At 74.0% G+C, this 13,704-nt stretch carries 11 protein-coding genes; 3 read left to right on the top strand and 8 right to left on the bottom strand.

Going from position 1 to position 13,704, the window contains the following annotated elements:
• Positions 1-49: 49 nt before the first annotated feature.
• The 3 genes from AMK11_RS33430 to AMK11_RS33420 all read right to left on the bottom strand — a co-directional run bounded on the left by AMK11_RS33430 (position 50) and on the right by AMK11_RS33420 (position 5,153).
• A complete protein-coding gene (locus tag AMK11_RS33430) occupies positions 50-2,611 on the bottom strand; it encodes a polynucleotide kinase-phosphatase (protein WP_073731862.1) in 2,562 nt (853 codons plus the stop codon).
• A complete protein-coding gene (locus tag AMK11_RS33425; protein ID WP_073731861.1) occupies positions 2,608-4,080 on the bottom strand; it encodes a 3' terminal RNA ribose 2'-O-methyltransferase Hen1 in 1,473 nt (490 codons plus the stop codon). The genes AMK11_RS33430 and AMK11_RS33425 overlap by 4 nt, the downstream gene beginning before the upstream one ends.
• A 149-nt stretch (positions 4,081-4,229) precedes the next feature.
• Complete coding sequence (locus tag AMK11_RS33420) at positions 4,230-5,153, bottom strand: LLM class F420-dependent oxidoreductase (protein ID WP_073731860.1); 924 nt, start codon at positions 5,151-5,153, stop codon at positions 4,230-4,232.
• Positions 5,154-5,401: 248 nt separating this feature from the next.
• On the opposite strand from AMK11_RS33420, the gene AMK11_RS38275 reads away from it, so the two are divergent.
• Complete coding sequence (locus AMK11_RS38275; RefSeq protein ID WP_198941521.1) at positions 5,402-5,578, top strand: hypothetical protein; 177 nt, start codon at positions 5,402-5,404, stop codon at positions 5,576-5,578.
• A gap of 40 nt (positions 5,579-5,618) precedes the next feature.
• On the opposite strand, the gene AMK11_RS33415 is transcribed toward AMK11_RS38275, so the two are convergent.
• From AMK11_RS33415 to AMK11_RS33400, 4 genes are all read right to left on the bottom strand, one after another.
• Positions 5,619-6,089, bottom strand: coding sequence for a DUF6099 family protein (locus AMK11_RS33415; protein WP_073731859.1), 471 nt, complete (start codon positions 6,087-6,089; stop codon positions 5,619-5,621).
• A gap of 185 nt (positions 6,090-6,274) precedes the next feature.
• On the bottom strand, positions 6,275-6,619 hold the full coding sequence (locus AMK11_RS33410; protein WP_073731858.1) for a nucleotide pyrophosphohydrolase: 345 nt from the start codon (positions 6,617-6,619) through the stop codon (positions 6,275-6,277).
• Positions 6,616-7,770 (bottom strand): ATP-binding protein, encoded by a 1,155-nt coding sequence (locus AMK11_RS33405; RefSeq protein ID WP_073731857.1) that lies wholly within the window; start codon positions 7,768-7,770, stop codon positions 6,616-6,618. Before AMK11_RS33405 ends, AMK11_RS33410 begins: the two co-directional genes overlap by 4 nt.
• 96 nt (positions 7,771-7,866) lie before the next feature.
• On the bottom strand, positions 7,867-8,259 hold the full coding sequence (locus AMK11_RS33400; RefSeq protein ID WP_198941520.1) for a cell division protein SepF: 393 nt from the start codon (positions 8,257-8,259) through the stop codon (positions 7,867-7,869).
• Positions 8,260-8,456: 197 nt separating this feature from the next.
• On the opposite strand from AMK11_RS33400, the gene AMK11_RS33395 reads away from it, so the two are divergent.
• A complete protein-coding gene (locus tag AMK11_RS33395; protein ID WP_073731856.1) occupies positions 8,457-11,588 on the top strand; it encodes an FAD-binding and (Fe-S)-binding domain-containing protein in 3,132 nt (1,043 codons plus the stop codon).
• A gap of 31 nt (positions 11,589-11,619) precedes the next feature.
• Here AMK11_RS33395 and AMK11_RS33390 read toward each other — a convergent pair whose 3' ends face one another.
• Positions 11,620-12,069 (bottom strand): DUF7144 family membrane protein, encoded by a 450-nt coding sequence (locus tag AMK11_RS33390; RefSeq protein ID WP_073731855.1) that lies wholly within the window; start codon positions 12,067-12,069, stop codon positions 11,620-11,622.
• A gap of 273 nt (positions 12,070-12,342) precedes the next feature.
• Here AMK11_RS33390 and AMK11_RS33385 point away from each other — a divergent pair, with 273 nt between their 5' ends.
• A complete protein-coding gene (locus AMK11_RS33385; protein ID WP_073731854.1) occupies positions 12,343-13,698 on the top strand; it encodes a chloride channel protein in 1,356 nt (451 codons plus the stop codon).
• Positions 13,699-13,704 lie beyond the last annotated feature (6 nt).

Here is a 13,704-nt window from a genome sequence, read left to right as displayed (position 1 = left end):
GCGGCCAGACACCAGCCAGCCGTGTCACCAACCTGTCCGGTCAACACAGCTAGAGCCTCGGGTCGACGGGCTCCGACTCCAGCGCCAGCACCCCGAACACCGCCTCGTGCACCCGCCACAGCGGCTCGCCGTCCGCCAGGCGGTCCAGGGCTTCCAGGCCGAGGGCGTACTCGCGGATCGCCAGGGACCGCTTGTGGCCCAGGAACCGCTGCCGCAGCCGGGCGAGGTTGTCGGGGCGCGTGTACTCGGGGCCGTAGATGATCCGCAGGTACTCGCGGCCCCGGCACTTGATGCCGGGCTGCACCAGACGGTCCTTGCCGTCCCGCACCAGCGCGCCGACCGGCTTGACGACCATGCCCTCGCCGCCGCGGCCGGTCATCTCCAGCCACCAGTCGACGCCGGCGCGCACCGAGTCGGGGTCGGCGGTGTCGACGTACAGCCGCCGGGTGGTGCGCAGCAGGCCGCTGCCGTCGTGCTCGACCATCCGGTCGATCAGGGCCAGCTGCTCGTCGTGCGGCACGGCGGCCAGGCTGCGGCCCTGGACGGCGAGGATCTGGAACGGGGCCAGGTGGACGCCGTCCAGGCCGTCGGTGGGCCAGCAGTAGCGCCGGTAGGCGTCGGTGAACGCGGCGGCGTCGGCGGACCGTTCGCGCTGGCGGTCGAGGAGGTCCTTCACCTCGACGCCGCGCGCGGCGGCGCCCTCCAGGGCGGCCAGCGCACCCGGGAACACCGCGCCGGAGGCGGCGCCCACGGCGGCGTACTGGGAGCGGAGCAGCCCCGCGGCCTTCAGCGACCAGGGCATCAGCTCGGTGTCGAGGAGCAGCCAGCCGGTGGCCAGCTCCTCCCACAGTCCCGCCTCGCCGATCGCGGTGCGCAGCCGGTCCAGGATCGCCTCGGTGACCGAGGCGTCGTCGAGGAAGGGGCGGCCGGTACGGGTGTAGAGGGAGCCGGCGGGACCGCCGTCCACCCCGAAGCGGGTGCGGGCCGTCTCCGCGTCGCGGCAGACCAGCGCCACCGCCCGGGAACCCATGTGCTTCTCCTCGCACACGACCCGCGCCACACCGTCCGCCGCGTACTGCGCGAACGCCTCCTGCGGGTGCTCCAGGTAGCCGTCCACGCCGGAGGTGGCGGTCGGCGCCATGGTCGGCGGGAGGTACGGCAGCAGCCGGGGGTCGGTCGCGAAGCGGCTCATGACCTCCAGGGCCGCCGCGGCGTTCTCCTCGCGCACGGTGATCCGTCCCGCGTGCCGGGTCTCCACCACCCGGCGGCCGTGCACGTCCGCCAGGTCGAGCGGCCGGCCGTCGTGTCCGCCGGGCGCCTCGGTGCGCAGCGGCCTGGCCGGCTCGTACCAGACCCGCTCGGCCGGTACGTCGACCAGCTCGCGCTCCGGCCAGCGCAGCGCGGTGAGCTTGCCGCCGAAGACGGCGCCGGTGTCCAGGCAGATGGTGTTGTTGAGCCAGGTCGCCTCGGGGACCGGGGTGTGGCCGTAGACGACGGCGGCGCGGCCCCGGTAGTCCTCGGCCCACGGGTAGCGCACCGGCAGCCCGAACTCGTCGGTCTCGCCGGTGGTGTCGCCGTACAGGGCGTGCGAGCGGACCCGGCCGGAGGTGCGGCCGTGGTACTTCTCGGGCAGGCCGGCGTGGCAGACCACCAGCTGGCCGCCGTCGAGGACGTAGTGGCTGACCAGGCCGTCGATGAACTCCCGCACCTCGGTGCGGAACTCCTCGCTCTCGCCGTCCATCTGCTCGACCGTCTCGGCGAGTCCGTGGGTCTGCTGGACCTTGCGGCCGCGCAGGTGGCGGCCGTACTTGTTCTCGTGGTTGCCGGGCACGCACAGGGCGTTGCCCGACTTCACCATGGACATCACGCGGCGCAGGACGCCGGGGCTGTCCGGGCCGCGGTCGACGAGGTCGCCGACGAAGACGGCGGTGCGGCCGTCGGGGTGGACGCCGTCGGTGTAGCCGAGCCTGCCGAGCAGGGTCTCCAGCTCGGACGCGCAGCCGTGGACGTCGCCGACGATGTCGAAGGGGCCGGTGAGGTGGGTGAGGTCGTTGTACCGCTTCTCGGTGACGACCGTGGCCTGCTCGACGTCCTCCGCGCCGCGCAGCACGTGCACCTTGCGGAAGCCCTCGCGCTCCAGGTGGCGCAGGGAGCGGCGGAGTTCGCGGGTGTGGCGCTGGATGACCCGACGGGGCATGTCGGCGCGGTCGGCGCGGGTGGCGTTGCGCTCGGCGCACACCTGCTCGGGCACGTCGAGGACGACGGCGATGGGCAGGACGTCGTGCTTGCGGGCCAGCTCGATCAGCTGACGCCGGGCGTCCTGCTGCACGTTGGTCGCGTCGACGACGGTGCGGCGGCCGGCGGCGAGGCGCTTGCCGGCGATGTAGTGCAGGACGTCGAAGGCGTCCCGGCTGGCGCTCTGGTCGTTCTCGTCGTCGGCGACCAGACCCCGGCAGAAGTCCGAGGAGATGACCTCGGTGGGCTTGAAGTGGCGCCGGGCGAAGGTGGACTTGCCGGAGCCGGAGGCGCCGATCAGCACGACGAGGGAGAGGTCGGTGACCGGCAGGGCGCGCCCTCGCGGGGCGGTGTCGGTGGTGTCGGTGGTGTTCATGCGGCCTTCGCCTCCTTCTCGGTCGCGGTGGTGGTCAGGGTGAACAGGGCCAGCTGCGTGGGCGGGCCAACCTCGGGGTCGTCGGGGCCGACGGGGCGGAACTCGACGGCGTACCCGTGGCGTTCGGCGACCGTGCCCGCCCAGGTGCGGAACTCCTCGCGGGTCCACTCGAAGCGGTGGTCGCGGTGGCGGACGTGGCCGGCCGGGAGGGTCTCCCAGCGCACGTTGTACTCGACGTTGGGGGTGGTGACGACGACGGTGCGCGGGCGGGCCGAGCCGAAGACGGCGTACTCCAGGGCGGGCAGCCTGGGCAGGTCGAGGTGCTCGATCACCTCGCTGAGCACGGCGGCGTCGTAGCCCGCCAGGCGCTTGTCGGTGTAGGAGAGGGAGCCCTGGAGGAGCCGGACGCGCGCGGCCTGCCGCTCGCCCATGCGGTCCAGCTTGAGCCGCCGGGAGGCGATGGTGAGCGCGCGCACCGACACGTCCACGCCGACGATCTCCGTGACGCGCGGTTCCTTGAGCAGTTCGCGCACCAGGTGGCCCTCGCCGCAGCCCAGGTCGAGGACGCGGGCGGCGGCGCCGTCCCGGAGGGCGGTGAGGATCGCCTCGCGGCGCTGTACGGCGAGCGGGGTCGGCTTCTCCTCCTGCTCGGCCTCGGCCGCGACGGCGTTGTCGATCTCCTCGACGTCGCTGTCGTCGGTCTCGGCGAGCCGCAGCAGCTCCAGCCGGTCCATCGCCTCACGGGTCAGGGACCAGCGGCGGGACAGGTAGCGGCTGGTGATCAGCTTCTGCTCCGGGTGGCCCGGCAGCCAGCCCTCGCCGGCCCGCAGCAGCTTGTCGACCTCGTCGGGGGCGACCCAGTAGTGCTTGGCGTCGTCGAGCACCGGCAGCAGGACGTACAGGTGGCGCAGGGTCTCGGCGAGGGTGTGGGCCGCGGACTCCAGTTCGAGGCGGACGTAGCGGGAGTCGCCCCACTCGGGGAACTCGGTGTCCAGGGGGACGGGCTCGACGGTGACCGTCCAGCCGAGCGGTTCGAACAGGCGCCGTACGAGGTCGGGGCCGCCGCGGGCGGGCAGCGCCGGGATCTGGACGCGCAGCGGCAGCGGCTCGGCCGCGCGCTCGGGGCGGGACCTGCACACGCCGCGCATCGCGCTGGAGAAGACGTTGCTTAGCGCCACGGCGAGGAGCGAGGAGGCCGCGTACGGGCGGTCGTTGACGTACTGCGCGAGGGCCGCGTCGGGGGCACCGCCGCGGCCCTTGCCCTTGCCGCGCCGGACCAGCGCCACCGCGTCGACCTCCAGCAGCAGCGCCGCCGTGCAGCGCTGCTCCTCCGCCTCCGGGTAGAGCACGTGGGCCGTGCCGAAGGAGGTGGAGAACGCCTGCGCCTTGTCGGGATGCTTGTGCAGCAGGAAGCCGAGGTCGGTCGCGGGGCGGTCGGGAGTACCGGTGGTGGTGAGGGTCAGGAACATGCGGAGGGCCTCTCCGGCTGGGTGGATGTTAAAGAGCGTCCTGCGCGCGGGAGCCCCCGGGCGGTGTTCCCCGGGGGCTCCGGCAGGACGACCGTCACACCATCGCACAGGGCGGGTGACCGGCGCCTTCGGTTATCCGTACGGCAGTCTCAGGCCAGCTGGGACTGGACCTGGGAGGAGATCAGCTCCAGGTGGTCCAGGTCGTCGAGGTCCAGCATCTGGAGGTAGATCCGCCGGGCGCCGACCGCCGCGTACCGGCCGATCTTGTCGACGACCTCGGCCGGGGAGCCCGCCAGGCCGTTGGCCTTCAGCTCGTCGACCTCGCGGCCGATGACGGCGGCGCGGCGGGCGACCTCGGCGTCGTCCTTGCCGACGCAGGCGACCAGGGCATTGGAGTAGGTGAGGGCGTCGGCCGGGCGGCCGGCCTCCGCGGCGGCGGCGCGCACCCGGCCGAACTGGCGCTCGGTGTCCTCGACGGAGGCGAAGGGGATGTTGAACTCGTCGGCGTACCGCGCGGCGAGGCGCGGGGTGCGGGTGGCACCGTGGCCGCCGATGAGCACCGGGACCTTCGCCTGCGCGGGCTTGGGCAGCGCGGGCGACTCGGTGAGGTCGTAGAACGTGCCGTGGAAGTCGAAGGTCTTGCCGGTCTCCGTGCCCCACAGCCCGGTGACGATCTCCAGCTGCTCCTCCAGGCGCGCGAACTTCTCCTTCGGGAAGGGGATGCCGTACGCCTTGTGCTCCTCCTCGAACCAGCCCGCGCCCAGGCCCAGCTCGACGCGGCCGCCGGACATCTGGTCGACCTGGGCGACCTGGATGGCGAGGACACCGGGCAGCCGGAAGGTGCCGGCGGTCATGAGGGTGCCGAGCCGGATGCGCTTGGTCTCGCGGGCGAGGCCGGCCAGGGTGATCCAGGCGTCGGTGGGGCCGGGGAGGCCGTCCACGGAACCCATGCGGAGGTAGTGGTCCGAGCGGAAGAAGGCGTCGAAGCCGAGGTCCTCGGTGGCCTTGGCGACGGTGAGCAAGGTGTCGTAGGTGGCCCCCTGCTGGGGCTCGGTGAAGATACGGAGATCCATGTCTCCATCCTGCCCGCTCGGCGCGGGTGCGCCGCACCGGCTCCGGACACCCCGGGGGTGCTTCCCGGCCTCCGGGGGGTGAATTCGCGTCAACCGCGGGCCCGGTGCGCGGCAGGGCCAGTGACCGGGCCGCACGGTGATCGTTTGGCGGGGCGGAGCCGGATCGCCCGGCGTCCGCGCCGGGGCGTGTGCGCCGGTGCGTCAACCGTGTCGGCCTCCCCGTGGGGGCTGGGGCCGAGGAGGCCGCCATGTCCGAAGAGACCGTGCCGCAGCAGGACGGGGCGGATTCCCCGCCCAAGGGGCTGCTCCAGCAGATGGAGGAGCTCATGGCGGCGCTGAACGCGGACCTGTCGGCTCTGGACGCCGACCTCCAGTCGGCCGGGGACCCGGGGCGGCCGGCGGGCGAGGAGCGGCGCGCCGACTGAGCTGTGCGCGGGTGCGAGCGGCGGGTGGCCGGTGGTGTGGCTAGCCCGCCTCCCGCTCCGGTAACTCCGCTTCCCGGTCCGCCAGTTTGCGCAGCATCTCCAGGACCCGGTCCCGGGACTCGTCCGCCGCGTCGATGGCCTCCATGCACTGCCAGTACGTGGCCTCGTCGTCCGCGGCGCAGGCCACGCCGACCAGGGCGATGCCGGTCTCGCCGAGCAGGGTGCCGAGGCGCATCAGCGCCTGACGGGCGTCGCCCAGCTCGGTCAGCTGGGCGGCGCGCAGCTCGCCCGGCGCCAGCTCGGGGGTGCGCAGCACTCCGCAGCCCCGGCCCGCCAGCTCGGTCAGCCCGATCGCCTCGCCGCGCAGTTCCGGTGGTCCGTAGACCGCCAGCCGGCTGCCGATCGCCTGCGCCAGGGCCTGCACCTGCCACACCTCCGTCAGGATGTCCGGCACCTCGCCGCCGGCCGCCAGGGCACGCCCACTCGTCACGATGAGCCGCACAGCGTCCATGCGCTGCCCCCGTCTTTGTCCGACGCGCCCAGGGCGCGTCCGCCCGAACTCCGTTGTCCACTACCCAGAGTGAAGGCGTGTGGGACGAAAAGCTAGAGGAAGGTGGAAATCTTCGGACAACAAATTGATTTCCGGCCCGTTTTCGACTCCGGAGAGTGATAGCGGAGTTGGTCACTCCTCCTCTCTCAGCCTTCCGGTTCCCCGCGCACCGGGAAGCGGAGCTCGTTCCGCTCGATCTTGGCCTCCAGCGCGGCCAGCGGGTCGACGTCCAGCACCTCGCAGAACTGGAGCAGGTACGCCAGTACGTCGGCGACCTCGTCCCGCACCCGGTGGGCGGTGTCCGGGTCGCTCATGACGCGGGCCGACTGCTCGGGCGTCAGCCACTGGAAGATCTCGACGAGTTCGGAGGCCTCCACGCTGAGCGCGGCGGCCAGGTTCTTGGGGGTGTGGTACGGCTGCCACTGCCGTGCGGCCGCGAACTCGGCCAGCCTGCGCCGCAGTGCCGCGAGGTCCAGGGGGTGATCGGTCACGGTTCCAGGTGTACCACCGTGACGCCGTCCGCCCCGGCCGCCCAGGAGGCGTCGGCGACCGCCGCGACGAGGCGGATGTGCCCGCGGTCGCACATCCGGGCCGCCAGCCGCAGCAGTTCCGCCCGCTGCCGCGGGTCCAGGCCTCGGTCGAAGCCGTCGGCGAGGACGGTGAGCGTCTGCAGGGCGGCGGGCACCTCGCCGGCCGGGTCGACCTCCAGCACGCCGGGTCCGGTGAACAGCACCAGCGCGAGGGCGAGGTAGCGCAGTTCGCCGTAGCCGAGGCGGGTGAGCCCGGTGCGGACGCCGTCGCCCCGGTCCAGCAGGGCGCGCACCACGCCGCCGACGACCGGTTCGGCCAGCACGTCTGCGACGGGGCCCGCGCAGCCGGCGCGTACCGCCGCGACGAACCGCGCGTGCCGCCGTGCGCACTCGGCGCGGGTGCGCCACAGCACGTCGGCGAGGTTGTCGCAGCCGCCCAGCAGGCGCCCGGAGCCGGTGGGCACGGGCTCCCGCATCCGGCCGGGCCGCGGATCGCAGGCGAAGACGGAACGCAGGGCGACCACCATCTGCTCGGCCGCGGCCAGCACCCTGCGCTGGCCGTCCGTCTTGCCGGCCACCCTGAGCGGCAGCAGCGGGGTGCCGAGCCGGTCGTCCGGCAGCGGGGCGCGGGTCACGGGCGCCGACCCGGCCGTGTGCCAGGCGGCCTGCACGGCGCGACGGCCCGGGTCGCGCAGGGCCGTCTCCAGGAGCACGACCCCGTCGGCCGTCAGCCGTTCGCCCACGATGCGCAGCTCGGGCTCCGCCTGCACGGCGACGTCCAGGCGGACCGGGCCCGCCGCCCCGTCGGCCGTGCAGCCGATGCGGAAGCCGCGGCGGTGCTGGGCGTCGGGCCGGGCCCGCTCGGGCACACAGGCGACCGGATCGGGGAACGCCACCGCGAGCTCGGCGCCGCCGCCGAGCCGCGCGAGTGCGTCGTACGCCCTGAGCGCGGTGGTCTTGCCGCAGCCGCTGGGGCCGGCGAGCACGGTGAGCGGCCCGAACGGCAGCACGGCGCGCCGGTGACCGGCGAAGGCGGACAGCCGCAGCTCGGTGACCCTGGGCCGGTCCGGGAGCGGGGTGTCGGACGCCGTCGACGCGGGTGACGCTGCCATGTCCGGACCGTAGGACCGCTCCGTACGGGCGAACCGTTTTGCCCGGAAGGCGTTCCTACGATCGGGGGACGCGGCCGTCAGGACCGGGCGGGGCCGTCACACTCCGGGGTCGTCTGCCGCGCCCTCCATCAGGCCGTTCACCTCGGTCCCGGCCGGGGTCAGCAGGAACACGTTGCGGTCCACCCGGTGCATCCCGCTGGCCAGGCCGAAGACGACGCCGGTGCTGAAGTCCAGGACCCGCTTGGCCACCTCGCCCTCGGCGCTGGTCAGGTCCAGGAGGACCGGGATGCCCGTCATCAGGGTCTCGGCGACCTCGCGGGCGTCCGCGAACACGTTGACCCGCAGGACGACGAACCGGCGGCGGGTCTCCGTCACCGCCTCCGGCAGCGCCCGGTGCCCGACCGAGGACGGCCAGGCGTCGCGCCCGCGCAACGGAACGACCTGGGCGAGCCCCTCCCACTGTTCATCGGTGACGTCGTGGCTGTTCACCGGTTCCCCCGAAATCCACTCGCCTTCATTGCGTGCACCAGCCAATTCTTACGCCAAGTCACCCGTTCGGCCCAACACCGACACGGTTCGCGACGCTCCGTGTCCGGTGGTTGCCGCCACAAGGGCCGGGGTACTCAGCGACGGCCGCGCCACGCGCGCGATGCCGTTTGCCGCGCCGACCGCCGAAGGAGAGCCCCATGGGTGCGCTGGACCTGCCCGAACCCGTCGTCCGCGAGGGCGCACCCGCGCCCGTCGACCTCAGAGGACTCGAGGCCGCGCTGCGCGAACGGGTCGACGGCGAGGTCCGCTTCGACGCCGGGAGCCGGGCCGCGTACTCCACGGACGCCTCGAACTTCCGGCAGACGCCCATGGGAGTGGTCCTCCCACGCACCCCGGAGGCCGGTGCCGAGGCGGTGGCCGTGGCGCGGGAGTACGGTGCGCCCTTGCTGTCGCGGGGCGGCGGGACGAGCCTGGCCGGGCAGTGCACCAACGCCGGGGTGGTGCTCGACTGGTCGAAGTACTGCACCCGGGTGGAGTCCGTGGACACCGACGCCCGCACCTGCGTCGTCCAGCCCGGCATCGTGCTGGACGACCTCAACCGGCAGCTCGCGCCGTACGGCCTGCGCTACGGGCCGGAGCCCGCCACCCACGCCAACTGCACCGTCGGCGGCATGATCGGCAACAACTCCTGCGGCGCCACCGCCCAGGCGCACGGCAAGGTCGTCGACAACATCGCCCGGCTGGAGGTGCTGCTCTACGACGGGACCCGCTTCTGGTGCGGGGAGACCGGCGACGAGGAGTACGCCGGGATCGAGCGGCAGGGCGACCTGCGGGCGGCCGTCTACCGGCGGCTGCGCGCGCTGCGTGACACGTACGGGGACGAGATCCGCCGCCGGTTCCCGGACGTCCCGCGCCGGGTCTCCGGCTACAACCTGGACTCACTGCTGCCCGAGCACGGCTTCGACGTGGCCGGACTGCTGGTGGGCAGCGAGTCCACGCTGGTCACCGTCCTGCGGGCGGAGCTGGAACTGGTGCCGGTGGTGAAGGAACGGGTTCTGGTGGTGCTCGGGTTCGACGTCATCGACAAGGCCGCCGACGCCGTGCCCGACATCCTGCCGTACGAGCCGATCGCGCTGGAGGGCGTGGACGCCCGGCTGGTCCGCGACCAGCGGATCAAGCGCCTCAACGACAAGGCGCTCGCCGAGCTGCCCGACGGCAACGCCTACCTGATGGTGCAGTTCGGCGGCGACACCGTCGAGGAGGCGGGCGCGCGGGCGCACCGGATGCTGGAGGCGGTGCACCGCTCCGAGCACGACGCGGACTGCTCGTTCCTCGACGACCCGGCGAACGAGCAGGCGCTGTGGCAGGTCCGGGAGGCCGGGCTCGGCGCCACCGCGCACATCCCGGGCAAGCCCGACACCTTCGAGGGCTGGGAGGACTCGGCCGTCGCCCCCGAGAAGCTGGGCGACTACCTGCGGCGGCTGCGCGCGCTCTTCGAGGAGTTCGGCTACCTGAGCGACACCGGGCCCAGTCTGTACGGGCACTTCGGGCAGGGATGCGTGCACACCCGGATCCCGTTCGACCTGTACACCGCGGACGGGGTGGCGACGTACCGGAGGTTCATGGAGCGGGCGGCCGACCTCGTCGTGGAGTTCGGCGGGTCACTGTCCGGGGAGCACGGGGACGGACAGAGCCGGGGCGAGCTGCTGCCGCGGATGTTCGGGGACGAGCTGGTCGAGGCGTTCGGGCGGCTGAAGGCCGTCTTCGACCCGCTGGACCGGATGAACCCGGGGAAGGTCGTCGCACCCTACGGGCTGGACGAGAACCTGCGCCTGGGCGGTGACTGGGCCCCGTACGAGCCCCGCGACCTGCGTTTCCGCTTCCCGCACGACGGGGGCTCGTTCTCGCAGGCCGCCAACCGGTGCGTCGGGGTCGGCAAGTGCCGGCAGCACACCAGCGACGGCACGGTGATGTGCCCGTCGTACCAGGTGACCCACGAGGAGGAGCACTCGACGCGGGGCCGGGCGCGGCTGCTGTTCGAGATGCTCGACGGGCACGGGGACGGCGCCCTGCGGGACGGCTGGCGGTCGGAGGCGGTCAAGGACGCGCTCGATCTGTGCCTGGCCTGCAAGGGGTGCAAGAAGGACTGTCCGGCGGACGTGGACATGGCCACGTACAAGGCGGAGTTCCTGTCCCACCACTACGAGGGCCGGCCGTGGCGCAGGCCCCGCTCGGACTGGTCGATGGGCTGGCTGCCGGCGCTCGCGCGGCTGGTGGGGCGCACCCGGCTCGCGCCGGTCGTCAACGCGCTCACCCACGCCCCGCTGCTGTCGAAGGCGGCCGTGCTGGCCGCCGGGGTGGCGGACCGGGAGGTGCCGCTGTTCGCGGAGCAGACGTTCGAGCAGTGGTTCGCGCGCCACGAGCCGGAGGGTGACGGGCGGCGCGGGTCGGTGCTGCTGTGGCCGGACACCTTCACCAACCATTTCCACCCGCACATCGGACGGGCCGCGGTCCGGGTGCTGGAGCACGCCGGCTGGCGGGTGGAGCTGCCGTCCGAGCCGCTGTGCTGCGGGCTGACCTGGATCTCCACCGGACAGCTCGGGACGGCGCAGAAGGTCCTCACCCGGACCGTGCGCGGCCTCGCCGAGCACGTGCGGGCGGGCGGTCTGGTGGTGGCGCTGGAGCCGAGCTGCACGGCGGTGTTCCGGGCGGACGCGGGCGAGATGTTCCCCGGCGACCAGGACGTGCGCCGGCTGGCGGAGCAGACGGTCACGCTGTCCGAGCTGCTGACCGGGCACTCCCCGGGCTACGAGCCGCCGCGGGTGTCCGAGCGGTCCGCGAAGGCGCTGGCCCAGGTGCACTGCCACCAGCACGCGATCATGGGCTGGGAGGCCGACCGGGAACTGCTGCGCCGGGCCGGGGTCGACGCCGAGCGGCTGGACTCCGGCTGCTGCGGGCTGGCCGGCAACTTCGGTTTCGAGCGGGGCCACCTGGACGTCAGCGAGGCGTGCGCGGAACGGGTGCTGCTGCCGCGGCTGCGCGAGGAGGACGAGGCGACGGTCGTCCTCGCCGACGGGTTCAGCTGCCGCACGCAGATCCACGAGTTCGACAGCGGCGGCCACGAGGGCGTGCACCTGGCGGAGCTGCTGGCCTCGGCGCTGCCCCGGCCCGCCGGGGACACCGACGTCCCGGGCAGCGCGTACGGCACCGCGCCGGGCGCCCGGCCGGCGGCGCCGGGGCGACGGGCGAAGGCGCTGGCGGTGGCGGGCACGGGGCTGGCGGCCGTCGGCTCGGCGGTGGCCCTGGGCCGGGCCCTGCGGCACCGCTGACGGCCGCGCCCCCGCTGTGCCTGGACGTACTTCAGGCGGCCTGGTCCTGGCGGCTGGCCAGGGCCCAGATGACGAAGACGTCGATCGCCATCATGATCACGGACCAGACGGGCGAGTACGGCAGGAACAGGAACTGGGCGATCAGGCTGAGCGAGGCGAGGAAGATGCCCGCGAAGCGTGCCCAGGCCATGTCCTTGAGCAGGCCGATTCCGGTGACGAGGACCAGTGCGCCCAGGACGACGTGGATGACGCCCCAGCCCGTCAGGTTCAGTTCGTAGACGTAGCTGCCGACGCGGGCGTACACGTCGTCCTCGGCGATGGCCGCGATGCCCTGCAGGACGGCGAGGGCGCCGTTCAGCAGCAGCAGTACGCCCGCGAAGACGACGCCGCTGGTCACCCAGCCGCTGGAGCGGTCCGCCGACCGCGGGGTGCCGGTGCCGTGCGTCGGCCTGCCGGGAGAAGGTGCGGCGTGCTGGCTCATGAGCGGAGTCCTTTCTGCGTGTCCCCCGTACGGGCCTGCGCCCGTCGGCACCCCGAGGCGCCGACAGGTCATTCGAGCCTGCGGCCACCCGCACCACCCGGCCACGCGGGCCCGCCGAACGGGTGAGACCGGCAGCGGCCGCGCCCTGCCGTCCGGTCCCCGGGACGGACAGCGTGCGCGTGCGGGCCCGGTGCGCCTCGCGTTTACTGAGCCGCACATGCGAACGCTCGTGAGGGACCGGGTGCCGCGGGTGCGGTGGACGGAGGAGGGCCCGTGACGACGCAGCCCGCCCCGGCCAACGCGGTGCCGGACCGGGCCGAGCAGTCCCTGCGGCGCACCCTGCTCAGCCCCGGCTATCTGCGGCTGTTGCTGCTGTGCGTGCTGCTGGGGATGCCCATCGCACTGGCCTGCTTCTTCTTCGTCGGGTTGCAGCACGAGCTCCAGCACTGGGTGTGGACGGCGCTGCCCGAGGCGGTGGGGTACGACGATCCGCCCTGGTGGTGGCCGCTGCCCGCGCTGGTGCTCGCGGGGCTGATCCTGGCGCCGATCGTGACCCGGATGCCGGGCGGCGGCGGTCATCTGCCGGTGAACGGGCTGGGCGGCGCGCCCGTCGGCCCCCGCGCGCTGCCCGGCGCCGTCCTGGCCGCGCTGGCCACGCTGCCCCTGGGTGTGGTGCTGGGACCGGAGGCGCCGCTGATGGCCGTGGGCAGCGGGCTCGCCCTGCTGGCGGTGCGGCGGGCGGGCGCGGCCGGGGACCCGAAGGCGAGCGCGGTCCTCGCCACGGCCGGCTCCACCGCCGCGATCTCCACCATTCTCGGTGGTCCGGTGGCCGCGGCCGTGCTGCTCATCGAGGGCGCCGGGCTCGGCGGCGCCCAGCTGGTCGCCCTGCTGCTGCCCTGTCTGCTGGCCAGTGCGACGGGCGCCCTGGTCTTCACCGGCTTCGGCCAGTGGACCGGCCTGAAGATCGGCGCCCTCACCCTGCACGACCTGCCGCCGGGCGCCAATCCGGACGCCGGGGACTTCCTCTGGGGCATCCCCACGGCGGCGCTGATCGCCGTGCTGATCACGCTGGGCCGCGGGCTGGGCCGGCGCACGGTCTCCTGGACGCGGGAGCGCACGGCCGTCCGCACCGTCGCCTGCGCCACGGCGGTCGGCGTCTGCGTCAGCGCGTACGCCCTGATCACCGGCCGCTCCCCGGCCGAGGCGGCACTGTCCGGGCAGGCGACACTCGCCGAGCTCGCCGCACACCCGCACGCCTGGTCGGTGGGCGCGCTGGTGGCGCTGGTCGCGTGCAAGGGGCTGGCCTGGGGCATCGCGCTGGGCAGTCTGCGCGGCGGCCCGATCTTCCCGGCGGTGCTGCTGGGCACGGCGACGGCCCTGGCCTGCTCCGGCCTGCCCGGCTTCGGCATGACGCCGGCCCTCGCCCTCGGCATCTCCGCCGCGGCGGCCGCGGTGACGGGGCTGCCGCTGGCCAGCGCCGTGCTGGCGGTACTGCTGATGGGCGGCGACGCGCACGACCAGATGCCGCTGATCGTCACCGGGTCGGTGGTCGCCTTCGTCGTCGCCCAGGTGGCCCGCCGGACCGAGCCGGGCGCGGACGGCGGAGCGGCGACCGGGGCGGGGCGGTGAGGGGCC

The sequence above is a fragment of the Streptomyces sp. CB02414 genome, from assembly GCF_001905385.1.
Lineage (GTDB): Bacteria > Actinomycetota > Actinomycetes > Streptomycetales > Streptomycetaceae > Streptomyces.
This window is presented reverse-complemented; position numbering and strand designations above follow the sequence as displayed.

Excerpts from the sequence above, each read along its gene's own strand:
- AMK11_RS33430 (WP_073731862.1), bottom strand. The coding sequence starts at position 2,611 with ATGAACACCACCGACACCACCGACACCGCCCCGCGAGGGCGCGCCCTG.
- AMK11_RS33425 (WP_073731861.1), bottom strand. The coding sequence starts at position 4,080 with ATGTTCCTGACCCTCACCACCACCGGTACTCCCGACCGCCCCGCGACC.
- AMK11_RS33420 (WP_073731860.1), bottom strand. The coding sequence starts at position 5,153 with ATGGATCTCCGTATCTTCACCGAGCCCCAGCAGGGGGCCACCTACGAC.
- AMK11_RS38275 (WP_198941521.1), top strand. The coding sequence starts at position 5,402 with ATGTCCGAAGAGACCGTGCCGCAGCAGGACGGGGCGGATTCCCCGCCC.
- AMK11_RS33415 (WP_073731859.1), bottom strand. The coding sequence starts at position 6,089 with ATGGACGCTGTGCGGCTCATCGTGACGAGTGGGCGTGCCCTGGCGGCC.
- AMK11_RS33405 (WP_073731857.1), bottom strand. The coding sequence starts at position 7,770 with ATGGCAGCGTCACCCGCGTCGACGGCGTCCGACACCCCGCTCCCGGAC.
- AMK11_RS33395 (WP_073731856.1), top strand. The coding sequence starts at position 8,457 with ATGGGTGCGCTGGACCTGCCCGAACCCGTCGTCCGCGAGGGCGCACCC.
- AMK11_RS33390 (WP_073731855.1), bottom strand. The coding sequence starts at position 12,069 with ATGAGCCAGCACGCCGCACCTTCTCCCGGCAGGCCGACGCACGGCACC.